This is a genomic window from Craurococcus roseus, assembly GCF_039523795.1.
Classification (GTDB): Bacteria; Pseudomonadota; Alphaproteobacteria; order Acetobacterales; family Acetobacteraceae; genus Craurococcus; species Craurococcus roseus.
The window spans coordinates 1-25,059 of sequence record NZ_BAAAFZ010000024.1 but is presented as its reverse complement, the minus strand read 5'-3'; the positions used below and the strand labels follow the sequence as shown (position 1 = coordinate 25,059).

Genomic DNA, 25,059 nt, shown 5'->3' with positions numbered 1-25,059 from the left:
TGAGCGGGCGAAAGTTGCTTTCTTCTCCACGCAGGTGTGGCAGGGTCGGTCAACACTCTGATGCACGTTCGCAACGCGTTCCCGAGCGGGTATGCATCACCCCTCGGACAGTACGTTTCCTCACATCGGAAGCGAAACTTTTAGTAGAGTGCCAACCAAGGTGCTTACCAAAAAGCAGTCGCCACCATGAACTGGCTTCAGGAATGGACACCAGCGTCGTTCTGCCGATAACGCCAGACGCTTGCCGGCGGCAGGTTCCAGGGCGTCCAGGCCTCGCGCCTCGCGGCCAAGCCGAGCCTGCGGTACGGCAAGGGCGAGGTGACACAGTAGGTGTAGAGGAGGAACCCGCGGCCCGGCGCCACGGCGTCAACGGCGTTCACGAAGCGCTTCTGCTGTTCTGTGGGCAGCAGCACCAGGGGTATGCCGCAGATCGCAGTTCCGATCCGCCCGTGCCAGCGTTTCGGCAGCACCCGGCCGAGATCGAAGGCGTCGCCGCAGAGCACGTCCACCCCCGGCAGGACTTGGCGGAGATGGCTGGCCATGTCCGGGACGATCTCGACGACGAGGAGTCGTTCCGGCGGGACGCCCGAGTCCAGCAAGGCGCGGCTCACCACGCCTGTGCCCGCCCCGAGTTCCAACACCGCTTCGCCCGGCGACCGCTCGACCAGCGCGGCGATGCGGCGGCACAAGGCCGGCGAGGAAGGAACGACGGAACCCATCTGCAACGGGTTCGCGAGCCAACGGCGGAAGAAGAGCGTCGCGTTGGACCCAAACCTCCGCCCCGTCCCGCCGACCGTGACACCCGACATGCCCCACTCCTTGGTGTTGCCGCTGGATTGCCTCCGACCGGTCCGAACCGGCCGGCAACCCTTCTAGGCGTCGCATTGGAGACGGCACAGGCCGGGCCCGGTACGAGGCGCTCTGCAACGGCGAAACTTCACAGGTGCGTCACATGAGCGCGCGCGTGCTCGTGGTGGACGACATCCCGGTGAATCGCCGCCTTCTCGAAGCGAAGCTCGCGGCTGAGTTCTTCGAGGTGACCATGGCGGCGAGCGGAGCCGAAGCGCTGGCCGTGGCCGCCCAATGGTCGCCGGACGTGATTCTGCTCGACGTCATGATGCCGGAAATGGACGGCTTCGAGACCTGCCGGGCCCTGAAGGCCAACCCCGGCACCGCGCATATCCCTGTGGTCATGGTCACCGCGCTGATCGACCGTTCGGAGCGTGTCCGGGGCTTGGAGGCCGGCGCGGACGACTTCCTGTCGAAGCCGGTCGACGACGTGACGCTGTTCGCCCGGCTGCGCGCCCTTCTGCGCGTGAAGCAGGTGCAGGACGCTTGGCGCCTGCGGGCCGAAATCGCACGGCAACTCGGGGTGGAACCGCCCGTCACTCCCGAGGCGGCGGTGGCCGGGAGCGCGGTGCTGGTGCTCGCCGATGACGCCGAAGCGGCGGAGGTGGGCTCCTGCCTGGTGGCGGACGGCGCCGTGCCGGCCCTGGTGAGCCGGCCGGAGGAGGCCGAAGCGGCATTGACTACGGGCCGCTTCGACCTGGCCATCTTGTGCCTGCCCGCGACGGGCATGGAGCACCTCCGGTTCGCCTCGCGCATGAAGGCCCAACACGCCACGCGGGACCTCCCGGTGCTGCTGGTCGCCGATCCGGCGCAGCGCGATCTCGTCTTGCGCGGCTTCGAGATCGGCGCCAGCGACTACGTCCTGCGACCGGTCGACGGCAACGAACTACGCGCCAGGGCGCGCAACCAGATCCGCCGGCGACGCTACGAGGAGCGCCTCCGAACCGACCTCGACCGCTCGTTGGAGTTGGCAGTCAGCGACCCGCTCACGGGCCTGCGGAACCGCCGCTTCGTCCAACACCACCTCGAAGCCGCGCTGCGCGCCGGCGACGTGGCGGTTATGATGATCGACGTGGACCGCTTCAAAGCCATCAACGACGGCCACGGCCACGCCGGAGGCGACAAGGTGCTGCAGGAGGTCGCCGAACGCCTCCGTTCGCAGCTCCGCGCCGCCGACGTGGTGGCGCGCTTCGGCGGGGAAGAGTTCCTGGTGGTGCTGGCCGACGCGCCGCCTGAGGAAGCGGTTGCCATCGCCGAGCGCCTCCGCGCAGCACTGGAACGGACGCCCATACCGACCGGCCAAGGCGAGGTGAGCGTCACGGTGAGCGTCGGACTGGCGATAACGCCGACCGGCGTGAGCGCTTCCGAGGCCATCGCCGCGGCGGACGTTGCGCTTTACCGGGCCAAGTCGCTGGGACGGAACAGGGTGGAGGTCGCGCCGGCGCGGGCGGCGCAAAGCAAGGACTAAGTAGGGGGCGTCGCCACTCTACTTGATCTTGGCTTCGCGGAAGACGACGTGCTTGCGCACAACCGGATCGTACTTCTTCATCTCAAGCTTGCCGGTGCTGTTCCGGACGTTCTTCTTCGTGACGTAGAAGTAGCCCGTCTCGGCGCTGCTGACCAACCTGATCTGGATGGTGTTTGACTTGGCCATGGCGGCGTGTCCCGGTCCTTGAGCGTGTGCGTGTAAATGGTGGCGCAGGAAGCTAACGCCGCGCGCGGGCGCGTCAAGCGGGAACGGTCATCGCGCCAGCGCGGCGGCATAGGCGTTCGGCGAGTCCAGCAATGCTCGCGCCGCTGCCACATCGGCGTCGCGGCCCTCGGCCGGCGGGCAGGACGCGCGCAAGGCGGCGATCTCGGCGGATGACAAGGGAGTAGGCGGCGGCGTGCGGAGGGCGCGAGGACGGGCCGGGGCCATGGCCACCGGCGGCTCGTCCCGGCGCAGGCGCGCCAAGTTCTCGGCCAGGGCGTCCGTCCCGAGGCTGGTGCATACCGTTGGCAGCACGCCGATGCCTTGGATCGGCCGCCCACCCGGGCCGAGCACCTGCGACCACGTGACCAGCAATTCGCCGCCGTTCGGCAACGGCACGACGGCCTGGATCAACCCTTTTCCGGTGGTGACGCTGCCGACGACCACCGCTCGGCCACGGTCCCCCAGCGCCGCCGCAACGATCTCGGCGGCCGATGCCGAACGTCCGTCCACCAGCACCACCACGGGCAGGCCTTCCGCGAGGTCCGGCCCGTTCGCCTGCCAAAGCCGCGCCGCGTCCGGGTGCCGCCCCGCGGTCAAGGCCACCGTGCCGCCCGGGAGAAAGGCGCTCGCCACCGCCACCGCCTGGCTCAGCAAACCGCCGCGGTTGCCGCGCAGGTCCAGCACCACGCCGCGCGCCGCTCCCGAGCCTGCGAAGAGGGCGTCAGCCAAACGTTCGTCGGTGGTGTCGGCGAAGGCTTCGATGCGCAGCCAGAGCACCCCGTCGCGCGTTTCGGCCCGGACGGGGGACGCCGGCGCCGCGATCCGCCGCAGCAACACCGCCCGGCGACGGCCAGCCCGTTCGATCCGGATTTCCACCTCGGTTTCGGCCGGGCCTTCGAGGAGGGTCGCGGCGAAGCCGAGGTCGCGCCCCGAGACGGGCACACCGTCCACGGCCACGACCCGGTCTCCGACCCGTAGCCCGGCCGCCGCCGCCGGCCCGTCCGGCGAAAGCGCCGCCACGACCACACCGCGCGCGCCGCCACGGCCGCCCGCCACGCCAAGCCGCAGGCCAAGCCCCGCCTGCCCGACACGTCGGATGCGGGCCGCCAACGCCTCTTCCGGCGTCAGGTAACGGCTGTGCGGGTCGAGGTGGTCGAACAGCTCGTCGAAGGCGCTGCGCAGCATCCGCTCCGGCCCGACGCGCCGCAAGGCCGGGGACGTCCGCCAGGCCGCGTCGAACATGGCCACGAGGGCGTGAGCCAGGGCGGGCGCCGCGGTTTCGGGGGCCGCCGTCGGTGCCACGGCAGGCAGGACACGGACCGCGAGCGGCCGCTCCGACCCGGCGCCGAGCACCAAAACGTCGCCACGCAGCTCCGGGCGCAGCGCGGGCTCTAACACCTCCAAGCCGCGGAGGCTCCAAAAGGCGAGGCTGGCCGGCGGCGCGCCCTCGATGTGGCGTTCCAGCACGGCGCCCAAGGCGGTGGCGAGCACCGCTTCCACCCTGGCGCGCGGGAAATCGGCCGCTTCCTCCGCCCGCGCCGGATGCGCGAACAGCAGAAGGAGGATCAGGAGCGCCGACGAGGTCCCCGGCCCGGGGCGGCGCGGGCGGCGCCACGACCGCGACCGCCGCCTGAAGCCGGCGAACCCGCTCCACCGAGCACGTGGAACACAAGGCTGCCGGTGCGCGGGTCCGCCTGCGCCAGCCTCGCCTCGACCGCCTGTCCCAGGGTGAAGCGCAGCCCCGTCCTCCGGCCCACCAGCGCGCGCCCGCCCTCGTCCTCTGTCCATCGGTCGTCCGGCAGCGACCCGAGCGGGACGATCCCGCTCGCGCCGTTCTCGTCCAGCGTGACGAAGAGGCCGAAGCGTGTCACCCCCGAAACGCGCGCGTCGAAGTGGTTTCCGATCCGGTGCGCCATGTGCGCCGCGAGGTAGCGGTCCACCGCGTCGCGCTCCGCCGCCGCGGCCCGGCGCTCTGTGCGGGTGATGTGCTCGGCGATGTCCGGGAGGCGCTCCGCCTCGGCCTCGCCCAACCCGTCCGGGCCGAGGCGCAGGCCGCTGATCAGCGCGCGATGCACCACGAGGTCGGCGTAGCGGCGGATGGGGCTGGTGAAGTGGGCGTAACGCTGCAAGGCCAAGCCGAAATGGCCGATGTTCTCCGGGTGGTAGGCCGCCTGCGACTGCCCGCGCAGCACCGCCTCGTGCACCAGCCGCTCCTCCGGCCGCCCCCGGACGATGGACAGCGCGTGGGAAAACGAGCGCGGGTGGACCTGCCCCGCCGGCGGCAGGGAGATGCTGAAGGTTTCCAAGAACTGCCGCAGCCCTTCCAGCTTCTCGGCCGAGGGCTGGTCGTGGACGCGGTACATGCAGGGCTGGCGCCGGCGCTCCAGCTCCTCCGCCGCGCAGACGTTGGCGGCGACCATGAACTCCTCGATCAAACGGTGCGCGTCGAGCCGCGCCCGCGGCACCACGGCCGTCACGCGGCCCGCCTCATCCAGCAGCACGCGCCGTTCCGGCATCTCCAGGTCCAGCGTCCCGCGCTCCTCCCGCGCCGCCAGCAGCGCGCGGAAGGCGCCATTCAGCGCCGGCATCCCGCCTGCCGGCACGCCGTCCGGGTCCGTGCCGGCGTCCATCGCCGCCTGCGCCTGCTCGTAGGTGAGGCGGGCGGCGCTGCGCATCAGGCCGCGGCCGAAGCGGTGGCCGGTCTTCTTGCCACTCGCGTCGAAGCGCATCTCCACGAACAAGCAGCCGCGGTCCTCGCGCGGCTTCAGGCTGCACCAGCCGTTGGACAGCGCCTCCGGCAGCATCGGCACGGCGCGGTCCGGGAAATAGACGCTGTTGCCGCGCTCCCGCGCCTCGCGGTCGAGCGCGCTCCCGGGCCGGACGTAGTGCGCCACGTCCGCGATGGCGACCAGCACGCGCCAGCCGTCGCCGTCCCGCTCCGCGAACACTGCGTCGTCGAAGTCGCGCGCGTCCTCGCCGTCGATGGTGACGAGCGGCACGCCGCGCAGGTCTTCCCGCCCGTCGAGGGGGACGGCTCGCGCCGCCTCGGCCTCGGCCAGCGCCTCCGGCGGGAAGCGGTCGGGGATGCCGTGGGTGTGGATGCAGATGAGGGAGACGGCGCGCGCGTCGTCCACCCGTCCCAGGCGCTCGACCACCCGCGCCGGGCGGGGGCCGAGCGCGCGCGCCGGCAACGGCTCGGCGAGCACGATCTCGCCCGGCTCGGCGCCGTGCCGCTCGTGCTCCGGCACCGTCCAGTCGGCGCGCTGCCGCCGGTCGGTGGGCTCGATGCGGCCGTGCTCGTAGACGCCCAGGATGCGGAGCGGCGCGGCGGAGCCGATCCGCTTGAAGGTGCGGCCCTCGTAGCGGCCGGCGCCGATGTACTTGAGCCGCGCCAGCACCCGCTCGCCGGGCGCCAGCGCCGGCTGCCCCGGACGTTCCGGCCGCATCAGCACCAGGGGAGGCCGCCCGCTCCCCTCCGGCCAGGACACCGGCCGTGCGAGCGGGTCGCCGTCCGGGTCGGTGCCGAACACCTCGACCACCGCCATCTCGGGCAACCGGCCGGGCGCCGCCACCCCGCGCCGCCCGGCGGGCGCAACGGAGCCGTCCTCCTTCAGCGACCGCAGCAGGTCGCGGAGCGCCGGGCGCTGGTCGGTGGAAAGGCCGAAGTGCCGGGCGATCTCCGTCTTGCCGACGCGTCCCGTCGCGGCACGGAGGAAACGGCGCAGTTCCTCCTTCGAGGGGAGAGGCGCCGGCCCGGCGGGAGGACCGGACGGCCGGCGCGCCATGCTCAGGCTTTGCCCTTGCCGCGCGCCGCCGTGGCTTTGGCCTTGGTTGCCGCCGGCTTCCGCGTCGCCGCCGCGGGCCGGGCCGTGGTCGCCGGCTTGGCAGCTCGCACGGCCGGCTTGGCCGAGGAGGACTTGCCGGTGGCTTCCCGCGCAGGCTTGGCGGGCGCCGCCTTGCGCGCTGCGACCTTGCCGGCCGCTGGCGGCTTGCGGGCCGCGGGAGCGGCCTCGGCGGCCGCCGCGCCGTTCGTCTTGCCCGCCGCTCCGGCACCCGACTTCCCGGCGGCCGCCTTGCCGCGCCGGCCTTTGGCGCCTTTCGGCGCCAGTTCCTTGCCCTTCTCGCCCAGGAGCTGCACCGCTTGGTCGAGCGTGACCTCTTCCATCTCCACGTTGCGCGGCAGGTTGGCGACGCGGTTGCCGTGCTGCGCGTAGGGGCCGAAGCGACCCTTGCGGATTTCGACCGGTTGCCCGTCCTGCGGGTGGGCGCCGAGCGGGCGCACCTTGGCCCGCGCCTTCGCCAGCAGGTCCATGGCGCGGTTCATGCCGAGCGTCAGCACGTCGTCGCCCGGCTCCAAGGACTGGTAGGCGGTGCCGAGGCGGATGTACGGGCCGAACCGGCCGATGCCGGCGGTGATCTCGCCGCCCGTTTCCGGGTCGCGGCCCACCACGCGAGGCAGGGACAGCAGCGCCAAAGCCCGGTCGAGGTCCAGCGTCTCGGGGGCCATGTCCCGCGTCAGGCTGGCGCGGCGCGGCTTGGTCGGCTTGCCCTTCTCGTCCGTGCCGCCTTCACCAAGCTGCACGTACAAGCCGTAAGGGCCGCGCCGGAGGGTGACGTTCTGGCCGGTGGCCGGATCGGTCCCCAGCTCGCGTTGCCCTTCGTTGAGCGTGGAGGCGTTCTCGCCCTCCGCCCCCGGCACGGCGAGCGGCCGGGTGTAGCGGCATTCCGGGTAGTTGGAGCAGCCGACGAAGGCGCCCGACCGCCCGAGCCGCAATCCGAGCCGCCCGCCGGCGCAGGCCGGGCAGGCGCGCGGATCGGTGCCGTCGGCGCGGCCGGGGAAGAAGTGCGGCCCCAGCTCCTCGTCCAGCGCGTCGATCACGTCGCTGATCTTGAGGTCCTTGGTGGCGCCCACCGCGCGGGAGAAATCGTCCCAGAACTGCCGCATCACCTCCCGCCAGGCGATGCGCCCGCCGGAGATGTCGTCGAGCTGCTCCTCCAGCCCGGCGGTGAAGCCGGTGTCCACGTAGCGCTCGAAGAAAGCCACCAAGAAGGCGGTGACGAGCCGGCCGCGGTCCTCCGGCTGGAACCGCCGCTTCTCCAGCGTGACGTAGTTCCGGTCCTGCAAGACTTGCAGGATGGAGGCGTAGGTGGAGGGGCGGCCGATGCCCAACTCCTCCATCCGCTTGACCAGGCTCGCTTCCGAGTAGCGCGGCGGCGGCTGGGTGAAGTGCTGGTGCGCCGAAACCTCGCCGCGCTTCAACGGGTCCTTCTCGCGCATGGGCGGGAGGGTCCGGGTGTCTTCGTCCTCGCCGGGTTTGGCGCCGGTCAGCAGGCCGGCGCGGCGGTCCGCCTCGCTGTCGTCGAGGTCCTCGCGGTAGAGCTTGAGGAAGCCGTCGAAGGCGATCACCGAGCCGGTGGCGCGCAGCCGCGTGCGGCCCGCCGCGTCGGCCAGGTCCACCGCGGTCTGGTCCAGCTCGGCCGACTGCATCTGGCTGGCGACGGCGCGCTTCCACACCAGCTCGTAGAGGCGCCGCTGCCGGTCGTCGAGGAAGCGGGCCACGCGCTCCGGCGTGTTCCGCACGTCGGTCGGGCGGATCGCCTCGTGCGCCTCCTGGGCGTTCTTGGCCTTGCTGCTGTATTCGCGCGGCGCCGCGGGCACGTAGTCGGGGCCGAACGCATCCCCGACATGGCCGCGGATGGCGGTGACCGCCTCCCGCGCCATCTGCACGCCGTCCGTCCGCATGTAGGTGATGAGGCCGACGGTGTCGCCCTCGATGTCCACGCCCTCGTAGAGCTGCTGGGCCGTGCGCATGGTCTGCTGCGCGCCCATGCCCAGCTTGCGCGACGCCTCCTGCTGGAGGGTGGAGGTGGTGAAGGGCGGCGGCGGGTTGCGCCGGACGCGGCGTTTCTCGACGGAGAGGACGCTGAACTCGCCCGCCTCGACCGCGGCCTTGGCGCGCATCGCCGAGGCCTCGTCCGGCAGGTCGAACTGCTCGAGCTTCCGGCCATCGAGGTGGGTCAGCCGGGCGGTGAAGGGCGCGCCCTGCGGCGTGGTGAAGCGGCCCTCCACCGTCCAGTATTCCCGGGCGCGGAACGCCTCGATCTCCGCTTCGCGCTCGCAGATCAGGCGCAGCGCGACGGACTGCACGCGCCCGGCGCTCCGGCTGCCCGGCAGCTTGCGCCACAGCACGGGCGAGAGGGTGAAGCCGACCAAGTAATCCAGCGCCCGGCGCGCCATGTAGGCGTCGATCAGCGGCGCGTCCAAGTCGCGCGGGTGGGCAATGGCGTGCTGGATCGCGCGCTTGGTGATCTCGTTGAAGGTGATTCGGTTGACCTCGACCCCCTTCAGCGCGCCCTTCCGGGCCAGCATTTCCCGCACGTGCCAGGAGATGGCCTCGCCCTCGCGGTCCGGGTCGGTGGCGAGGAACAGGCGGCGGGCGCCGCGCAGCGCCCGGGCGATCTCGTTCACCTGCCGTTCGCCGCGGTCCTCGGACTCCCAGTCCATGGCGAAGTCCTCCTCCGGGCGGACGGAGCCGTCCTTCGGGGGCAGGTCGCGCACGTGGCCGAAGGACGCCAGCACGGTGAAGTCCCGGCCGAGGTACTTGTTGATGGTCTTGGCTTTGGCGGGTGATTCGACGACGACTACGTCGGGCATGGGACTCCGGGTCCTGGTGTCGCGCTGCGGCGGCGCGTCTCAACCCTTGCCGGTCAGGGCGACCCGGTTGCCCGGCAGCATCTCCGCGCGGCCGGACAGTTCGAGATCGAGCAGAATCGCCTGGACAACAGGCGCAGAGAGTTGGCAACGCCGCAGCACGTCGTCAACCGCGATCGGCGATGGGCCTAATAGATCAAGCACTTGCGCCTCGTCCCCGGAGGGCTCGCGCGCCTCGCCGGCCCGAGTCGCAGGCGCCGGCATGTTCCTGGCCGTGGGGCGGAACACGAAGGCAGGTGCCGAGTCCGGAGTTTGCGGCAGGTGGGCCAGCACGTCCTCCGGTCCTTCGGTCAGGTGGGCGCCTTGCCGGATGAGGTCGTTGCAACCCCGGCATCGCTCGTCCAGCGGGCTGCCCGGCACGGCGAAGATCTCCCGCCCTGCTTCCAGGCCGAGGCGGGCGGTGATCAGGCTGCCGGACCGCACCGCCGCCTCCACCAGCACGACGCCGAGCGACAGGCCGGCGACGATCCGGTTGCGGCGCGGGAAGTGCCGGGCGTGCGGCGCCGTTCCGAGCGGCGCCTCCGCCAGCACCGCCCCGCCCTCGGCGGCGATGCGGGCCTGGAGGGGAGCGTGCTCCGGCGGGTAGGGCTGGTCGAGGCCGCAGGCGACCACGGCGACGGTGCGCCCTTTCCGCATCGCCCCTTGGTGCGCCGCCGCGTCGATCCCGCGCGCCATGCCCGACACCACGACGAGGCCGTGGGCCGCGAGCGACTCGGCCAGGTCGTCCGCGATCCGGCGGCCGGCGGCGGAGGCGTTGCGCGCTCCTACCACCGCGACGGCGCGCGGGCCGAGGGCTGCCGGGTCGCCGAGCAAGGCGAGCACGGCCGGCGGGTCGGTCAGCGTGTCGAGGAGCGGCGGGTAACCGGGCGTGCCGAGAAAGAGGAAGGAGCCGCCGAGCGCCGCCACCGCGTCCATCTCACGCAACGCCTCAGCCTCTGGCGGCGCGCGGAGGCGGCCGCGGCCGTAGCCAGGCATCTCCTCGAGCGCCGCCGCGGCGGAACCGAAGCGTTCGAGCAGGCGGCGGAAGGTCTGCGGGCCGATGCCGTCCGTGCGGGCAAGGCGCAATCGCGCGACAGCATCGGCCGGCGCGATCGCCGGGACCACCTTGCCCGTCACGTCTTCTGGCCGATCCGCGGCTCAGTCCCGGCAAGCAGGCGGGCGATGTTGGCCCGGTGGCGGAACACCACCAGCGCCGCGATCCCAGCGGCGAAGAGCGCGAGGTCCGTCCGGCCCGCCACCAGGGCGACCACGGGCGCTGCCGCGCAGGCCGCCAGCGCGCCGGCCGAGGACAGCCGGGTGAGGGCGGCCGTCGCCAGCCACACCAGCACCGCCGCCAGCCCCATCCACCACGAGGCGGCCAGCAGAACGCCCGCGCCCGTCGCCACGCCCTTGCCGCCGCGGAAGCCGAGCCAAACGGGGAAGGCGTGGCCCAGCATGGCGCCGAAGCCGGCCGCGAGCCCCGCCGCCTCGCCCCAGACCGCCTCTGCGACCAGTAGGGCCGCCATGCCCTTCAGCACGTCCAAGGCCAGCGTCGCCGCCGCCAGCCCCTTGTTGCCGGTGCGGAGCACGTTGGTGGCGCCGATGTTGCCCGAGCCGATGGCGCGGATGTCGCCGTGCCCGGCGGCGCGCGTCAGCAACAGCCCCCAAGGCACGGAACCGAGCAGGTAGCCGAGCAACAACGCCACAACCAAAGCCATCAGCCGAACACCCTTTGGCCGTTCTTCCAAGTTCCGACCACCCGGCCCTCCAACGCCCGCCCGTCGAAGGGCGAGTTCTGCGCCTTGCCCGGCAACTGGCCCGCCTTCACCTGCCAAGCGCGCTCGGGGTCGAACAGCACCAGGTCGGCGGGCGCCCCTTTGGCGAGCCGCCCGACGGGGAGCCCGAGCAGCTTCGCCGGCCGCGCCGTCAGCAGGTCCAGCGCCTGGAGCAACGGGAGGTCGCCGGCATGGACCCGCGCCAAGGCCACGCCGAGCAGGGTGGCGAGCCCGGCGCCGCCCGCCTCGGCTTGCACGAAGGGCAGCCGCTTGTCGTCCGCGTCGCGCGGCTGGTGGTCGGAGGCGATGGCGTCGATCGTGCCGTCCGCCAACGCCGCCACCACCGCCAGCCGGTCCGCCTCCGGCCGCAGCGGCGGCGACAGCTTGGCGTAGGAGCGCCAATCGCCGATCGCCGTCTCGTTCAGGTCGAAGTAGGGCGGCGCCGTGTCGCAGGTGACGGCCAAGCCCTCCGCCTTGGCGGCCCGGATGAGGTCCAGCGCCGCCGCGGTGGAGACGTGGGCGAAATGCACGTGGCCGCCGGTGATCCGGGCGAGCGCCACGTCGCGCGCCACCAGCATCGCTTCGGCGGCGGCCGGGATGCCGGGCAGGCCGAGGCGCGTCGCCAACTCGCCCTCCGTCGCGGCCCCGCCGGCGGCGAGGGCCGGCTCCTCCGGGTGCTGCACGATGAAGGAGCCGAAGGCGCGGGCGTAGGAGAGCGCGAGGCGCATCACCCGCGCGCTGCCGATCGCCCGCGTCCCGTCCGTGAATGCCACCGCGCCGGCCTCGCGCAACAAGCCGTACTCGGCCAGGTCCTTCCCGGCGCAGCCCTTGGTGGCGGCGGCGTAGGGCAGCAACGTGACGCAGCCCGTTTCCTCCCCGCGCCGGAGCACGAACTGCACCAGCGCCGGGTCGTCCAGCGCCGGTACGGTGTCGGGCAGGGCGCAGAGGGTGGTGATGCCGCCCGCCGCCGCGGCCTGCGCGGCCGAGGCGATGGTCTCGCGGTGCTCCGCGCCCGGCTCGCCGAGCGCGGCGCGCAGGTCCACCAGCCCCGGCGCGAGGCAAAGGCCGTCGGCGTCCACGACCTCGGCGCCGTCCGGGCGCCCCAGGCCCTTGCCGTGATCGAGGATGACGCCGCCTTCCATCAGCAAGTCGCCGGGGGCATCCGTGCCGGTGGCGGGGTCGAGCAGGCGGGCGCCGGCGATCAGGGTGGCCGCCATCCCTCAGGCGTTCCGCCGCAGGTCGCGCGCCAGCACGTCCAGCACCGCCATCCGCACGGCCACGCCCATCTCCACCTGCTCGCCGATGACGCTCCGCTCGGGGTCGTCCGCCACGGCGCTGTCGATCTCGATGCCGCGGTTCATCGGGCCGGGGTGCATGACGATGGCGTCCGGCTTCGCCCGGGCGAGCTTCTCGGCGTCCAGCCCGTAGAAGCGGAAGAACTCGCGCGGGGAGGGGACCAGCCCGGCGGTCATGCGCTCGCGCTGCAGGCGCAGCATCATCACCACATCGGCGCCGTCCAGGCCGCGGCGCATGTCGTGGTGGACCTCCACCCCGAGCCGCGCCGCCTCGGCCGGCATCAGCGTCGGCGGCCCGACCAGCCGCACGCGGGCGTTCATGGCCGTGAGCAGGTGGACGTTGCTCCGCGCCACGCGGCTGTGCAGCACGTCGCCGCAGATGGCGACCACCAGCCCCTCAAGCCGGCCTTTCCGCCGCAGGATCGTCAGGGCGTCCAGCAACGCCTGGGTCGGGTGCTCGTGCGTGCCGTCGCCGGCGTTGATGACGCTGGCCGTCACCTTCTGCGACAGGAGCGCCGGCGCCCCCGACTGCGCGTGCCGCACCACCAGCAGGTCGCAATGCATGGCGTTGAGGGTGGAGGCGGTGTCGAGCAGCGTCTCGCCCTTGTTCACGCTGCTGGTCGAGACCGACATGTTGAGGACGTCGGCGCCCAGCCGCTTGCCGGCCAGCTCGAAGGAGGTGCGGGTGCGGGTGGAGTCCTCGAAGAACAGGTTGATGAGCGTGCGGCCCTTCAGCAGGTCGCGCTGCGTCTTGCCCGAGCGGTTGAGCAGCGCGTAGCTCTCGGCCAGTTCCAACAAAGCCCCGATGTGCGGCGGCTCCAATCCTTCGATGGCGAGCAGGTGGCCGCTTGGCAGGATCGGGAAGGAGAAGGACATGGGCTGCCGCTTCTAAACCGGGGCCGCATCGTCGGGGAAGGGCACCGGGCGGGGGCGCGTCGCGTCCAGCGCCGCCTGTAGCATCCAGGCCGCGGCCGCCCGGTCCACCACCCGCGCCCGCTTGGCCCGGCTCAGGTCCGCTTCCCCGATCAGCATGCGGTTCACCGCGGCCGAGGACAGGCGCTCGTCCCACATGGCGGCCGGCAGCCCCGCTTCGTCCGACAGGGCCTTGGCCCAGTCGCGCGCCGAATGCGCCGCCGGGCCGAAGCTCCCGTCCATGGAAAGCGGCAAGCCCACGACCAGCCCGCCCGCGCCCTCCTTCGCCGCGATCGCGCGCAACTCCTCGGCCGCGGCGCGCAGCTTGCCGCGCTTGAGGGTGCCGTAGGGGCTCGCCAGCATCAGCAGCGGATCGGAGAGCGCCACGCCGATCAGCTTCGACCCCGGATCGAGGCCGATCAGGCGTTGGCCGCGGGGCAGGGCGGCCCGCATCTCCGCCAAGTTGAACAGGGGCATGGCCGCCGGTATAGCGCCCGATAGATCAGTCACCAGTGATATAACATCCTGACGCAGGATCGCGCATGTCCCTCGACGCCGACACGGTGAGGCGCGTCGCCTCGCTCGCCCGCATCCGGATGGAACCGGCGGAGCTCGCCCGCATGGAGGCAGAGCTGAACGGCATCCTCGGCTGGGTGGAGCAGTTGCAGGCGGTGCCGACCGAGGGCGTGGAGCCCATGGCCGGCGGCGGGGCGGTGTCGCTGCGGCTCCGCGAGGACGCCGTGACGGACGGCGGCAAGCCGGACGCCGTGCTCGCCAACGCCCCGGACCGCGAGGGCGCCTATTTCGGCGTGCCGAAGGTGGTGGAATGACTCGACCGACCGACCTGACCCTGCGCGGCGCCCTCGACGCCCTGGCCGCGCGCGACCTCAGCGCCGAGGAACTGACGCGCGCCCACCTCGACGCCATCGAGGCGCTGAACCCGCGCCTCAACGCCTACGTGGCCGTCACCGGCGAGCGCGCCCTGGAACGCGCCCGCGCCAGCGACGCCCGGCGCGCCCGCGGCGAGGCCCTCGGGCCGCTGGACGGCGCCCCGCTCGGCATCAAGGACCTGTTCTGCACGGAGGGCGTCCGCACCACCGCGGGCAGCCGCATCCTCGGCAGTTTCGTGCCGCCCTACGAGAGCACGGTCACCGCCAACCTGCTCCGCGACGGCGCGGTGTTCCTCGGCAAGACCAACATGGACGAGTTCGCCATGGGCTCGTCCAACACCACATCCGCTCTCGGCCCCGTCGAGAATCCCTGGAACCGCCGCAACGACCCGGACGCGCGGCTGGTGCCCGGCGGCTCCTCCGGCGGCTCGGCGGCGGCGGTCGCGGCGCGGCTCGCGCTCGGCGCCACGGCGACCGACACCGGCGGCTCCATCCGCCAGCCCGCGGCCTTCTGCGGCATCGCCGGCATCAAGCCGACCTATGGCCGTTGCAGCCGCTGGGGCGTGGTGGCCTTCGCGTCCTCCCTCGACCAGGCCGGCCCCGTGGCGCGGACGGTGGAGGACTGCGCCATCCTCCTCCGTTCCATGTCCGGCTTCGACCCGAAGGACTCCACCAGCGCCGACGTGCCCGTGCCCGACTTCGCCGCCGCCTGCGGGCGCTCGGTGAAGGGCCTCCGCATCGGCGTGCCCAAGGAGTACCGGCTGGACGGGATGCCCGCCGAGATCGAGGCGCTGTGGCGGCAAGGCCTGGATTGGCTGCGTGACGCCGGCGCCGAGACCGTCGAGATCAGCCTGCCCCACACCAAGTACGCGCTGCCCACCTACTATATCGTGGCCCCAGCCGAAGCGTCGTCGAACCTCGCCCGCTACGACGGCGTGCGGTACGGGCTGCGGGTGGAGGAGCGGAACGGCGACCTCAAGGACCTTTACGAGCGCACCCGCGCCGCCGGCTTCGGCGCCGAGGTGAAGCGCCGCGTCATGATCGGCACCTACGTGCTGTCCGCCGGCTACTACGACGCCTATTACCTGAAGGCGCAAAAGGTCCGCGCCCTCATCAAGCGCGACTTCGACGAGGTCTTCGCCCCGAACGGCGCCGCCAAGGTGGACGCCATCGTCACGCCCGCCACGCCCTCCGCCGCCTTCGGCATGGACGAGAAGCAGGACGACCCCGTCACCATGTACCTGAACGACGTGTTCACGGTGACCGCCAACCTCGCCGGCCTCCCCGGCATCTCCGTCCCGGCCGGCCTCGATGCCCAGGGCCTGCCGCTCGGCCTCCAGGTGATCGGCCGCGCCTTCGACGAGGAAACAGTGTTCGCGGTCGGCGCGGCGCTGGAGCGCGCGGCGGCGTTCGACGCGCTGCCGGCCGTCATGGCGAAATGAAGCCGGTGCGGCCCGAGGCGACCGAACCCGCCGACGCGGTGGCGCGCAGGGCGGTCGCGCCCGTGGTCTGCTACCCGGTCGGGAGCCTGCCCCGACCGGACCTCGCGGCCTACCGCGCGGCCCGCGAGGGTTGGCGCAAGGTGGTCGAGACCGTCGTGCCGCCGCGCGACGCGCGCTGCTTCGACGTGCCCGCGGGGTGCTTCTTCCGCATCGTCAGCGTCGAAGGCCCGCAGGTCGGGGATCTGAACCTCTGGGCCGCCGACGACCTCGACGAGCGCTTCTTCTCCGGCAAGACGCGGGCGCTGCACGGCACCCACTTGTCCACCGGGGACCGGCTGTGGTCGTCCCTGCCGCATCTCCGGCCGATGGCGACGGTCACGCAGGACACGCTCGACTGGTACGGCTTCGACGAGTGGGGCGGCTCCGTGCACGACGTCATCGGCACCCGCTGCGACCCCTACACTCACCGGCTCCTATCCGGCGGCGACTACCACCACTGCTGCCATTCGAACCTGACGCGGGCGCTCGCCCGCAGGACGGGCCGATCGTTGGCGGAGGCCGAGCCGGCGGTGCACGACGTGCTCAACGTCTTCATGTGCACCGGCTTCGCCCGCGACACGGGGCGGTACTTCATGAAGGCCAGCCCCGTGCGGCCGGGCGATTTCTTGGAGTTCTTCGCCGAGATCGACCTCTTGGGCGCACTGTCCGCCTGCCCCGGCGGCGACTGCGGCGCCCAGCACTCCAGCGATGCGGTGGCCTGCCACCCGTTGCTCGTCGAGGTGTACGAACCGAAGACCCCGCCCGCCGGCTGGGCGCCGCCGGCGCGCAACGGCTACGCCCGCGGGCACGGCGCCTAAGCCGGGCCGGGGCGAAACCTCATATGGTGACAGGATGAGTTACACGATCGAAGGCAGCACCGGCACTTGGGAGGTGGTCGTGGGCCTCGAAGTCCATGCCCAAGTGGTGAGCCGGAGCAAGCTGTTCTCCGGCGCCGCGACCGCCTTCGGCGCCGAGCCGAACACGCAGGTCAGCCTGGTGGATGCCGGCTTCCCGGGAATGCTGCCGGTGCCGAACCGGGAGTGCGTGGCGCAGGCCATCCGCACCGGCCTCGGCCTGGGCGCCGAGATCCACCTGTGGTCCCGCTTCGACCGCAAGAACTACTTCTACGCCGACCTGCCGCAGGGCTACCAGATCAGCCAGTACGCCCACCCCATCGTCGGCGAGGGCGCGGTCGAAATCGAACTCGCGGACGGCGCCCGCAAGCGCGTCGGCATCACCCGCCTGCACCTGGAGCAGGACGCCGGCAAGTCGCTGCACGACCAGCACGCGACCAAGAGCTACATCGACCTCAACCGCTCCGGCGTGGCGCTGATGGAGGTCGTCTCCGAGCCCGACATGCGGAGCCCCGAGGAGGCCGGCGCCTACCTGACCAAGCTCCGCCAGATCATGCGCTACCTCGGCACCTGCGACGGCAACATGGACGAGGGCTCGCTCCGCGCCGATGTCAACGTCTCCGTCCGCAAGCCGGGGGAGGGCTTCCGCACCCGCTGCGAGGTGAAGAACGTCAACTCCATTCGCTTCGTCATGCAGGCGGTGGAGGCCGAAGCCCGCCGCCAAATCGAGGTGTGGGAGGAGGGCGGCACCGTCGAACAGGAGACGCGCCTGTTCGACACCGCCCGCGGCGTCACGCGCTCCATGCGCTCCAAGGAAGAGGCGCACGACTACCGCTACTTCCCCGACCCCGACCTGCCGCCCCTGGTGCTGGACGCGGGCTGGGTGGAGGAGCTGCGCGCCGGACTGCCGGAGCTGCCGGACGCCCGCCGAGCCCGCTACCAGCGCGATTTCGGCCTCTCGGCCTACGACGCGCACGTGCTGGTGCTGGAGAAGGAGACCGCCGCCTACTTCGAGGAGGTGGCTCGCGGCCGCGACCCGAAGCTCGCCGCGAATTGGGTCATGGGCGACCTCTTCGCCGCCTTGAACCGCACCAAGCGCGGCATCGAAAACCCGCCGGTCAGCGCCCGCGACCTCGGCGCGCTGCTCGACCTGATGAAGGACGGCACCCTCTCCGGCAAGCTCGCCAAGGAGGTGTTCGAAGCGATGGTGGAAACGGGCAAGCCGCCCGGCGCCATCGTCGAGGAGCGCGGGCTGCGGCAGGTGACGGACACCGGGGCCATCGAGGCCGCGGCGAAGGCCGTGCTGGAGGCCAACGCCGACAAGGTCGCGGATTACAAAGGCGGCAAGGAGAAGCTGTTCGGCTTTTTCGTTGGCCAGGTGATGAAGGCTATGGCCGGCAAGGGCAACCCGGCCCTCGTCAACGACGTGCTGAAGAAGCTGCTAGGCTGAGTGGGCGGAAGGGGGACGCGCGACGGCGCGTCCCCGGCGCTGAGTCAGGCGAGCGCCTCCGCTGCGGCGGCAGCGGGCACCACCTCGTTGCTGGTCCGGGTCATGCCCGGGATGAGCAGCGCGTCTGCAAGGGCCCAGGTGCCGACGGAGACGAGGCCGAGCAGCCCAAGCCCGGTCCAAATCAGCGGAAGCGAAACAAGCGTGATGGCGGCCATGCCCGCGGCGCTCAGGATGTGCCCCAGGTACAGCCGGTGCAGCCCGAACAACCCGAAGAACACCAACAAGGCGTAGGCGAATCCGACCGATTTCCGGCGGCCCTCCGGCAAGGCGACGGCGTGCATGTCCACTGAAATCCCCCAAGCGCCCCAGCGCCGCCTTGGCCTCTCCCGGCCCCGGCGCCCCAACGCGGGAACGCAACCGGAGGATGCATAATTCGATTATCCTTGTGAAGGCGTTTCTATCCCTTGTGTCGAAACGAGGGCGCGGCGTGGCGGCGACACCACTGGCGTCCCTCGCCTGGACGGCCGGCCGGGGCTAAGGCACTCGGCCGCGGTATTGCCGCACCGCCAAGGGAGCGACCGCTTGATGATCGAGCTGCACACCTGGGACACGCCGAACGGCCGCAAGGTCAGCGTCGCGCTGGAAGAGATGGGGCTGCCCTACACCGTCAGGACGGTGAACATCACCAAGGACGAGCAATTCGACCCGGCCTTCCTGGCGATCAGCCCGAACAACCGTATCCCGGCCATCGTCGACCCCGAGGGCCCGGACGGGAAGCCGATCAGCGTCTTCGAGAGCGGCGCCATCCTCATCTACCTGGCGGAGAAGACCGGCCGCTTCCTGCCCAAGGATGCGCGGGGACGGATGGCCGTAGTGGAATGGCTGATGTGGCAGATGGGCGGCTTCGGGCCAATGCCCGGCCAAGTCCACCATTTCCTCATGGTCAAGGACCCGGCCGACCAGCGCTACGGGCTGGAGCGGTACAGTAAGGAAACGCGCAGGCTCTACGGCGTGCTCGACCGGCGATTGAAGGGGCGCCCGTTCGTGGCGACGGAAGGGGAGCCGTCCATCGCCGACTTCGCCATCCTGGGCTGGGCGTGGCGGCACGAGCGGCACCGCGTCGACCTGGCGGAGTTCCCTGAAGTCCGGCGCTGGTACGGAACCATGATGGAGCGCCCAGGCACCCGCCGGGGGTTCGAGGCCAAGCTCGCCTGAACCGACGCGCCGATCTTTCAAGGGAGGGGTGGCTGGGGAATCTGGACCCGCAGCGGAGCATTTGAGAACGGCTGGAAACCTGAGCCTTACCGGCAAGGGCAGGTGACGTCTGCAACAGTTGTGAGGCGGCGGCGGGGGCGCTGTCAACGACCCCACGATGACACCGGGCGGAGCGGATCGTTCCTCAAAACCGTTTTTTCTGTGCTTCCTTCTCCCGGCTACTGCGGCTGGCGCTAGCGGCATCGCGGGCGGTAGCGCAGGAGGGGACCGCAACAGCGCTGTTCGTTATTCTTACGGCTCATCAGAGCGAGGTTCTATGGGCAACCTACGGTTCGTGGTCGGTAAACCCGCCGTCCGGCAGTCAAGTTCTTGGAAGCTGTGGAGCCAGGGCGACGACATCTATCTGCTACAGCGCGGGGTGTTTTCGAGAGTCATGAAGTTTAGCTTCCACAAAAGCGGAAGGTGCCGTTGGGCGGAGATTGCAGAGCGCCCGGACGGTTCCGACCGCTGCATTCAGAAGTGGGAGCGTGATCCCGTCCCGCCTGCCGGAATGGGCAGCGGATGCCGTCTCGTCTCCATCGCCTTTCCCGCAAACCACCTCTCGGCACCGTCCCCTTCGGACAGCGGCAAGCTCCACTGGATAGACCCCGCACCTCCGGGGATGGCTACGATGATCGAGGTCATCCTCACGGCGGAGGACAAGAACACCGCTTCCGAGCTGCTCGCTAGTGGCGGGGAGCGCCGGTTGATCCACCATGAACCCCTCCGCAGCGGGCTGAACTTGTTTATGACCAGTGCGGTGTTCGCCTGCGGCCCCGTCGAGATCAACATGCCTGGGAATCCAAGAATGCCCGGTCAGGTGTTCGGGGACTTGGCCTTTCCGGACGAAGATATTTTCGGCACCGGGCGTCCAATCCGCGCTTTAATAACGCGCGGAGATGAAGTGCCGCCTACCGTGTGGGAGTTGGGAGGGCATCGGGCGGAGGGTTTTGCAGCGCGTCGGTAGGCAAGTGCCGTCTGGTAGAACGCTCCGGGGGAGGGCAGAAGGACCGCAGCAGATGGGGCCATAGCCTCCTAGGTGGGCTCCTACGGCGCCGGCCGGTACGGGATGCGAGCGATGGTTAGGCTGAACCGCCCCACCGCCAGCTCTACCGACCCGGGCTTGCGGAATACTTGCCACGCGCTCTCCCACAGGATGTCCGAGCGGGCATACGGACGCAAAGGCGGTTTCGGCAGCTTGGCCGGGCCGATAGACCTTTAGCGTTCCTGATCGTATCGGGGGCGAGCTGGGGGACCTGGATTCGAACCAAGGCTGCCCGGGTCAGAGCCGGGAGTTCTACCGCTAAACTATCCCCCAAGCGGAAGACGAGGACCGCGTCCGGCGTCTCAGGCATTGAGCTAGCGCTTGCCCAGGCCTCCTGCAACACCCGCGCCCCGAAAAGGGCTTGCCGTCCCCGGCGCCGGGCCGGATCATGGCCGGCCACGGCACCAAGTAGGGGTCGCCTGGACCGGACGAAAAGGGTCTGAGCGCCGCATGCCCGACGACGCGGCACACGCCACCCTCGCCCCCGTCCGGTTCTCCACCGAGGCGGATCGGGAAGCTCGCGGGCTCCGTCCGGGCCACCATCACGTCCCCGCGCCGGTCTACGCGGCGCTCGACCTGGGAACGAACAACTGCCGCCTCTTGGTCGCTGCGCCGACGCCGGGCGGCGGCTTCCGCGTGGTCGACAGCTTCAGCCGCATCGTCCGGCTCGGCGAAGGGCTGGCGGCGACCGGCCGCTTGTCGGACGCCGCCATGGACCGCGCCGTGTCGGCACTGGCCTCTTGCGCCGATAAACTGGCGCGCCGCCCGGTCCACGGCTTCCACGCCGTCGCCACGGAGGCGTGCCGCCGCGCCTCGAACGGCACCGCCTTCCTCGCCCGGGTGGAGGCCGAAACCGGGCTCCGACCGCGCGTCATCTCCGCCCGCGAGGAAGCGGAGCTGGCGATGGAGAGCTGCGCCCCGCTGCTCGAGTCGGGCGACAGGCGCGGCCTCCTGTTCGACATCGGCGGCGGCAGCACCGAGATCGCCTGGATACGGGTGCCGCCGCGGGGCCCCGCGGCGGAGCTGATCGGCTACGTGTCCTTGCCCTTCGGGGTGGTCACGCTTGCCGAACGGGTCGGCGCTTCCTGCTTCACCGAGCAGGGCTTCGGCGAGGTGGTGGAACTTGTGGCCGAGCACCTCCGCCGGTTCGACCGGGTGCATTGCATCGGGCAGGAGATCCGGGCCGGCGGCGTGCGGCTGATCGGCACCAGCGGCACGGTGACGACCCTCGCGGGTGTGGCGCTGTCCTTGCCGCGCTACCGCCGCCCGCTGGTGGACGGCCGCACCCTGGAAGCTTGCGTCGCCGACCAAGCGATGGGCGATCTGTTCGCGCTCGGGCGGGACGGCTTGGCGGCGCACCCCTGCGTCGGGCCGGAGCGGGTGGAGTTCGTCCTGCCGGGCTGCGCCGTTTACGCCGCCATCCGGCAGGTTTGGCAAGTGCCCTCGCTGACCGTCGCCGACCGGGGCCTGCGGGAAGGCATGCTGATCCGCATGATGCGCGCTGACGCGATGGCGGCCGCGCCGCGGGGCGGTGCCCACCGCGGCCCGGCGCGGGACGCCCGGGTGCCGGCCCGCCGGTCGCCGGCGCCGGTCCCCGCCCGNCGCCCGCGCCGGTCCGCGCCCGCCTCGACCCGTAGCGGCCCGACGCCATGCGCGCGCCGTTGCCGCCTGGCGGCGGGCGGGGCCTCTCCACGAGGCTCCGGACCGCCAAAAGCCGCTCCAAGGCCAGCCAGCGCTGGCTCGAACGCCAGCTCAACGATCCCTACGTCCGGGCCGCGCAGCAGCAGGGCCTGCGGTCCCGCGCCGCCTTCAAGCTGCTGGAAATGGACGAGAAGCACCGGCTGCTCCGCCCGGGGGGGCGCGTGCTGGACCTCGGGGCCGCGCCCGGCGGGTGGACGCAGGTGGCGGTGGAACGCACTGCGCCGGGCGGACGGGTCGTGGCCGTGGACCTCCTGCCCATGGACCCGGTGCCCGGCGCCACGATCGTCCAGGGCGATTTCCAGGACGATGCCGCCGCGGCGGCGGCGTTGGAGGCGTTGGGCGGCACCGCCGACTTGGTGCTGTCCGACATGGCGCCGAACACCACGGGCCACGGCGCGACCGACCACCTCCGCATCATGGCCCTGGCCGAACTCGCGCTCGACACAGCGTTGGTGGCGCTGGCGCCCGGCGGGGCCTTCGTCGCCAAGGTCTTCCAGGGGGGGAGCGAGCGCTCCTTCCTGGCCACGCTGAAGCGCCGCTTCGCCGCCGTGCGGCACGCCAAGCCGCCCGCCAGCCGCAAGGACAGCAGCGAACTCTACGTGGTCGCCACCGGTTTCCGCGGCCGCGAGGGCTGACCCGCGCCCGCGCCTGCCTCCGGCGCTTGCGGCGCCGCGGCGATCGGGTCTAAGGGGCACCGCCAAGGCAGCGCTTCGCCGCGCCCGAACGCGGAAGGTTCCCATGGCCCCCGAATCATTGCCGGACGCCGCCGTCGCCAACGGCGGCCAGTCGGCCCGCACCGTCATTGAAGAAGCCTTCGCCTTCGACGACGTGCTGCTGATGCCCGCCTACTCGGCGGTGCTGCCGCACCAGACCGACACCCGCACGCGCCTCACCCGCGACATCCCGCTCAACATCCCGCTCGTCGCCGCGGCGATGGACACCGTCACCGAGTCCAACATGGCGATCGCCATGGCGCAGGCCGGCGGCATCGGCGTGGTCCACAAGAACATGACCTCGGAGGAGCAGGCGGCGCAGGTGCGCCGGGTGAAGAAGTTCGAAAGCGGCATGGTGGTGAACCCCGTCACCATCCACCCCGACCAGACGCTCGCCGACGTCCGCGCCCTCCAGGACGCGCACCGCATCAGCGGCGTGCCGGTGGTGGAGCGCGGTTCCGGCCGCCTGGTGGGCATCATCACCAACCGCGACGTGCGCTTCGCCAGCGATCCCGGCACCCGCGTCTACGAGCTGATGACGCGCGACAACCTCGTCACCGCGCCGGGCGACATCACGCCGGAGCACGCCCGCGCCCTGCTGCACAAGCACCGCATCGAGAAGCTCCTGGTGGTGGACGAGGCCGGCCGCTGCGTCGGCCTCATCACCGTGAAGGACATGGACAAGGCCCAAGCCAACCCGAACGCGGTGAAGGACGCGCTCGGCCGGCTCCGCGTCGCCGCTGCGACCGGCGTCGGCGAGGACGGGCTCCGGCGCGTCGAGGCGCTGGTGGCGGCCGAGGTGGACGTGGTGGTGGTGGACACCGCGCACGGCCACTCGGGCGGCGTCCTGGCCGCGGTGGAGCGCATCAAGCGAATGTCCAACGCCGTGCAGGTGGTGGCCGGCAACGTGGCCACGCCGGAAGGCGTGGCCGCGCTCATCGGCGCCGGCGCCGACGCGGTGAAGGTCGGCATCGGGCCGGGCTCCATATGCACCACGCGGGTGGTCGCCGGCGTCGGCGTCCCGCAGTTCACCGCGGTGATGGAGTGCGCGGCGGCGGCGCGGGAGGGCGGCGTGCCCGCCATCGCCGACGGCGGCGTCCGCTCCTCGGGCGACATCGCCAAGGCCGTGGCGGCGGGCGCCGACTGCGTGATGATGGGCAGCCTCTTCGCCGGCACCGACGAGGCGCCCGGCGAGGTGTTCCTGTACCAGGGCCGGTCCTACAAGTCGTACCGCGGCATGGGTTCCATCGGCGCCATGGCCCGCGGCAGCGCCGACCGCTACTTCCAGCAGGAGGTGCAGGACAGCCTCAAGCTGGTGCCGGAGGGCGTGGAAGGCCGGGTCGGCTACAAGGGGCCGGTCGGCAATGTCGTGCACCAGCTCGTGGGCGGGCTGCGCGCGGCGATGGGCTACACCGGCAACGCCACGATGGCGGAGATGCAGCGGAACTGCCGTTTCCGCCGGATCACGGCCGCGGGGCTGCGCGAAAGCCACGTCCACGACGTGGCGGTCACGCGGGAAGCGCCGAACTACCGGCAGGAGTAGGGCGGGATCGGGCGAGGAGGGCGGCCGGGGTCCGCGTCAGGGGGAGCGACCGCGCCCCGAGCCGGTCGAGGCCCGGTCGCGGTGCCGGCGAGTCACCCGATCAATGAGGCCCCTACCGCTCCGTTGGCCGTTTCGCGGTTGAACCAGCAGGGTGCGTCCGGCCCTGGCCCTGTGGACGACGCGATCCGCGCAGGTGGAGTGTGGTCCTCCCGCATGCTTCGAGAAGGCTACGGCGATCGTGCCGATTGCGCGCGGACAGCAGGGCGGCTTCCTGCTGGTGCACATGCCCTACCGCGGCGGCGGCCCCGCCTTGCAGGACGCTTATCAAGCCAAAAATGCTGTTCGTGTCCAACGCGGCCATCATCAACCAACATCCGCGCCGAAGCCTTGCGGAGATGGAGGAGCACGGCGTCGACATCGTTGCCGGCAGTCCCGAGCAGTGCTGCGCCTTCCTCTCCAAGGACGTAGGAAGGTGGAACAGGGTCGTTCGGGTGACCGACATGAGCCTGGATGGCTGACCGGCGGCACATCCGGTGGTGGTTCACGTGCCACAACCGCGGCTTCGGCAAGGAACGGCGGGGCGACCACTCGATTGGCGGGCCACCACGGAACGAACGACAAGGATGCCATGCCGTCCTCCATGTGGAATGTATGGCTGTTCGGGGTTGACCGGGTGGAGAGGCCGGCTTAAATCCCGCTCTACCAAGACGCGACGAAGAGAACGATCGGACGGTGCGTGCACCGGCCCTTCCGATCTCGGCGTGACAAGGTCAAGTCGCAACGCGGCGGTTTTGCAACGGCGCCCTGTAAGGGCTCGTTTGCGAGATCGTCGCTTTCATCGTCCTTCGGATCGAGGGACGCGTTCATTCAGAACAGCATAGGGTTTTCGGAGAGGGGAGTTTTGCCCTTTTCC

General features: G+C 71.5%; 21 protein-coding genes, 1 tRNA gene and 1 pseudogene. 11 read left to right on the top strand and 12 right to left on the bottom strand.

All coding sequences use genetic code 11. The features are described 5' to 3' along the window. Nucleotides 1-197: 197 nt before the first annotated feature. Nucleotides 198-809, bottom strand: coding sequence for a class I SAM-dependent methyltransferase (locus ABD067_RS10170; RefSeq protein WP_343895158.1), 612 nt, complete (start codon nt 807-809; stop codon nt 198-200). Between the two features lie 143 nt (nt 810-952). Here ABD067_RS10170 and ABD067_RS10165 point away from each other — a divergent pair, with 143 nt between their 5' ends. Continuing rightward, nucleotides 953-2,317 carry a PleD family two-component system response regulator gene (locus ABD067_RS10165; protein ID WP_343895157.1) on the top strand — a complete coding sequence of 455 codons (1,365 nt, stop codon included), beginning with the start codon at nt 953-955 and terminating at the stop codon, nt 2,315-2,317. Between the two features lie 18 nt (nt 2,318-2,335). Here the strand turns inward: ABD067_RS10165 and rpmG are convergent, their stop codons facing one another. From rpmG to ruvX, 9 genes are all read right to left on the bottom strand, one after another. Then, nucleotides 2,336-2,503, bottom strand: a complete 168-nt coding sequence (gene rpmG, locus ABD067_RS10160; protein ID WP_343895156.1) for a 50S ribosomal protein L33 — start codon at nt 2,501-2,503, stop codon at nt 2,336-2,338. Between the two features lie 87 nt (nt 2,504-2,590). Continuing rightward, a complete protein-coding gene (locus ABD067_RS10155) occupies nt 2,591-4,033 on the bottom strand; it encodes a S41 family peptidase (protein ID WP_343895155.1) in 1,443 nt (480 codons plus the stop codon). A 74-nt stretch (nt 4,034-4,107) separates the two neighbouring features. Further along, entirely contained in the window at nt 4,108-6,327 is a 2,220-nt protein-coding gene (gene rnr / locus ABD067_RS10150) for a ribonuclease R (protein ID WP_343895154.1), read from the bottom strand. 2 nt (nt 6,328-6,329) lie between these two features. Next, nucleotides 6,330-9,197: a type I DNA topoisomerase gene (gene topA, locus ABD067_RS10145; protein WP_343895153.1), complete on the bottom strand. Its 2,868-nt coding sequence runs from the start codon at nt 9,195-9,197 to the stop codon at nt 6,330-6,332. A gap of 39 nt (nt 9,198-9,236) precedes the next feature. Next, complete coding sequence (gene dprA, locus ABD067_RS10140; protein WP_343895152.1) at nt 9,237-10,370, bottom strand: DNA-processing protein DprA; 1,134 nt, start codon at nt 10,368-10,370, stop codon at nt 9,237-9,239. Further along, complete coding sequence (plsY, locus tag ABD067_RS10135) at nt 10,367-10,951, bottom strand: glycerol-3-phosphate 1-O-acyltransferase PlsY (RefSeq protein ID WP_343895151.1); 585 nt, start codon at nt 10,949-10,951, stop codon at nt 10,367-10,369. Before plsY ends, dprA begins: the two co-directional genes overlap by 4 nt. After that, the gene (locus ABD067_RS10130) at nt 10,951-12,225 is read right to left on the bottom strand and encodes a dihydroorotase (RefSeq protein ID WP_343895149.1); all 1,275 of its coding nucleotides are present in this window, start codon (nt 12,223-12,225) and stop codon (nt 10,951-10,953) included. The genes plsY and ABD067_RS10130 overlap by 1 nt, the downstream gene beginning before the upstream one ends. Before the next feature lie 3 nt (nt 12,226-12,228). Further along, nucleotides 12,229-13,179, bottom strand: a complete 951-nt coding sequence (locus ABD067_RS10125; protein ID WP_343895148.1) for an aspartate carbamoyltransferase catalytic subunit — start codon at nt 13,177-13,179, stop codon at nt 12,229-12,231. Between the two features lie 12 nt (nt 13,180-13,191). Further along, entirely contained in the window at nt 13,192-13,692 is a 501-nt protein-coding gene (gene ruvX, locus ABD067_RS10120; protein WP_343895146.1) for a Holliday junction resolvase RuvX, read from the bottom strand. Between the two features lie 65 nt (nt 13,693-13,757). Between ruvX and gatC the strand changes: the two genes are divergently transcribed. From gatC to gatB, 4 genes are read left to right on the top strand one after another with little or no spacing between them, the layout of a single operon-like run. After that, complete coding sequence (gene gatC, locus ABD067_RS10115) at nt 13,758-14,045, top strand: Asp-tRNA(Asn)/Glu-tRNA(Gln) amidotransferase subunit GatC (protein WP_343895145.1); 288 nt, start codon at nt 13,758-13,760, stop codon at nt 14,043-14,045. After that, the gene (gene gatA / locus ABD067_RS10110) at nt 14,042-15,547 is read left to right on the top strand and encodes an Asp-tRNA(Asn)/Glu-tRNA(Gln) amidotransferase subunit GatA (protein WP_343895143.1); all 1,506 of its coding nucleotides are present in this window, start codon (nt 14,042-14,044) and stop codon (nt 15,545-15,547) included. The genes gatC and gatA overlap by 4 nt, the downstream gene beginning before the upstream one ends. Beyond that, the gene (locus ABD067_RS10105; protein ID WP_343895142.1) at nt 15,544-16,404 is read left to right on the top strand and encodes an urea carboxylase-associated family protein; all 861 of its coding nucleotides are present in this window, start codon (nt 15,544-15,546) and stop codon (nt 16,402-16,404) included. The genes gatA and ABD067_RS10105 overlap by 4 nt, the downstream gene beginning before the upstream one ends. 34 nt (nt 16,405-16,438) lie before the next feature. Beyond that, entirely contained in the window at nt 16,439-17,890 is a 1,452-nt protein-coding gene (gatB, locus tag ABD067_RS10100) for an Asp-tRNA(Asn)/Glu-tRNA(Gln) amidotransferase subunit GatB (RefSeq protein ID WP_343895141.1), read from the top strand. A 44-nt stretch (nt 17,891-17,934) separates the two neighbouring features. Here the strand turns inward: gatB and ABD067_RS10095 are convergent, their stop codons facing one another. Continuing rightward, nucleotides 17,935-18,231 (bottom strand): NINE protein, encoded by a 297-nt coding sequence (locus tag ABD067_RS10095; RefSeq protein ID WP_343895140.1) that lies wholly within the window; start codon nt 18,229-18,231, stop codon nt 17,935-17,937. Between the two features lie 244 nt (nt 18,232-18,475). Here ABD067_RS10095 and ABD067_RS10090 point away from each other — a divergent pair, with 244 nt between their 5' ends. Together ABD067_RS10090 and ABD067_RS10085 are read left to right on the top strand one after the other, a co-directional pair. After that, nucleotides 18,476-19,105, top strand: a complete 630-nt coding sequence (locus ABD067_RS10090) for a glutathione S-transferase family protein (protein ID WP_343895138.1) — start codon at nt 18,476-18,478, stop codon at nt 19,103-19,105. Between the two features lie 670 nt (nt 19,106-19,775). Then, a complete protein-coding gene (locus ABD067_RS10085) occupies nt 19,776-20,111 on the top strand; it encodes a hypothetical protein (protein WP_343895137.1) in 336 nt (111 codons plus the stop codon). Nucleotides 20,112-20,391: 280 nt separating this feature from the next. On the opposite strand, the gene ABD067_RS10080 is transcribed toward ABD067_RS10085, so the two are convergent. Beyond that, nucleotides 20,392-20,462, bottom strand: a tRNA-Gln gene (locus ABD067_RS10080). Between the two features lie 177 nt (nt 20,463-20,639). On the opposite strand from ABD067_RS10080, the pseudogene ABD067_RS10075 reads away from it, so the two are divergent. The 4 genes and pseudogenes from ABD067_RS10075 to ABD067_RS10060 all read left to right on the top strand — a co-directional run. Continuing rightward, nucleotides 20,640-21,629: pseudogene (locus ABD067_RS10075) on the top strand (Ppx/GppA phosphatase family protein); the annotation flags it as partial. A 209-nt stretch (nt 21,630-21,838) separates the two neighbouring features. Beyond that, nucleotides 21,839-22,525 (top strand): RlmE family RNA methyltransferase, encoded by a 687-nt coding sequence (locus tag ABD067_RS10070; RefSeq protein WP_343895136.1) that lies wholly within the window; start codon nt 21,839-21,841, stop codon nt 22,523-22,525. 103 nt (nt 22,526-22,628) lie between these two features. Continuing rightward, nucleotides 22,629-24,146 (top strand): IMP dehydrogenase, encoded by a 1,518-nt coding sequence (gene guaB, locus ABD067_RS10065; RefSeq protein ID WP_343895135.1) that lies wholly within the window; start codon nt 22,629-22,631, stop codon nt 24,144-24,146. Nucleotides 24,147-24,481: 335 nt separating this feature from the next. Beyond that, entirely contained in the window at nt 24,482-24,664 is a 183-nt protein-coding gene (locus ABD067_RS10060; RefSeq protein WP_343895134.1) for a hypothetical protein, read from the top strand. The last annotated feature ends 395 nt before the right edge of the window (nt 24,665-25,059 follow it).

Excerpts from the sequence above, each read along its gene's own strand:
- ABD067_RS10090 (WP_343895138.1), top strand. The coding sequence starts at position 18,476 with ATGATCGAGCTGCACACCTGGGACACGCCGAACGGCCGCAAGGTCAGC.
- plsY (WP_343895151.1), bottom strand. The coding sequence starts at position 10,951 with ATGGCTTTGGTTGTGGCGTTGTTGCTCGGCTACCTGCTCGGTTCCGTG.
- rpmG (WP_343895156.1), bottom strand. The coding sequence starts at position 2,503 with ATGGCCAAGTCAAACACCATCCAGATCAGGTTGGTCAGCAGCGCCGAG.
- gatC (WP_343895145.1), top strand. The coding sequence starts at position 13,758 with ATGTCCCTCGACGCCGACACGGTGAGGCGCGTCGCCTCGCTCGCCCGC.
- ABD067_RS10105 (WP_343895142.1), top strand. The coding sequence starts at position 15,544 with ATGAAGCCGGTGCGGCCCGAGGCGACCGAACCCGCCGACGCGGTGGCG.
- topA (WP_343895153.1), bottom strand. The coding sequence starts at position 9,197 with ATGCCCGACGTAGTCGTCGTCGAATCACCCGCCAAAGCCAAGACCATC.
- gatB (WP_343895141.1), top strand. The coding sequence starts at position 16,439 with ATGAGTTACACGATCGAAGGCAGCACCGGCACTTGGGAGGTGGTCGTG.
- ABD067_RS10095 (WP_343895140.1), bottom strand. The coding sequence starts at position 18,231 with ATGCACGCCGTCGCCTTGCCGGAGGGCCGCCGGAAATCGGTCGGATTC.
- ABD067_RS10170 (WP_343895158.1), bottom strand. The coding sequence starts at position 809 with ATGTCGGGTGTCACGGTCGGCGGGACGGGGCGGAGGTTTGGGTCCAAC.
- ABD067_RS10165 (WP_343895157.1), top strand. The coding sequence starts at position 953 with ATGAGCGCGCGCGTGCTCGTGGTGGACGACATCCCGGTGAATCGCCGC.
- ABD067_RS10125 (WP_343895148.1), bottom strand. The coding sequence starts at position 13,179 with ATGTCCTTCTCCTTCCCGATCCTGCCAAGCGGCCACCTGCTCGCCATC.
- ruvX (WP_343895146.1), bottom strand. The coding sequence starts at position 13,692 with ATGCCCCTGTTCAACTTGGCGGAGATGCGGGCCGCCCTGCCCCGCGGC.
- ABD067_RS10130 (WP_343895149.1), bottom strand. The coding sequence starts at position 12,225 with ATGGCGGCCACCCTGATCGCCGGCGCCCGCCTGCTCGACCCCGCCACC.
- gatA (WP_343895143.1), top strand. The coding sequence starts at position 14,042 with ATGACTCGACCGACCGACCTGACCCTGCGCGGCGCCCTCGACGCCCTG.
- rnr (WP_343895154.1), bottom strand. The coding sequence starts at position 6,327 with ATGGCGCGCCGGCCGTCCGGTCCTCCCGCCGGGCCGGCGCCTCTCCCC.
- guaB (WP_343895135.1), top strand. The coding sequence starts at position 22,629 with ATGGCCCCCGAATCATTGCCGGACGCCGCCGTCGCCAACGGCGGCCAG.
- ABD067_RS10070 (WP_343895136.1), top strand. The coding sequence starts at position 21,839 with ATGCGCGCGCCGTTGCCGCCTGGCGGCGGGCGGGGCCTCTCCACGAGG.
- ABD067_RS10085 (WP_343895137.1), top strand. The coding sequence starts at position 19,776 with ATGATCGAGGTCATCCTCACGGCGGAGGACAAGAACACCGCTTCCGAG.
- ABD067_RS10060 (WP_343895134.1), top strand. The coding sequence starts at position 24,482 with ATGCTGTTCGTGTCCAACGCGGCCATCATCAACCAACATCCGCGCCGA.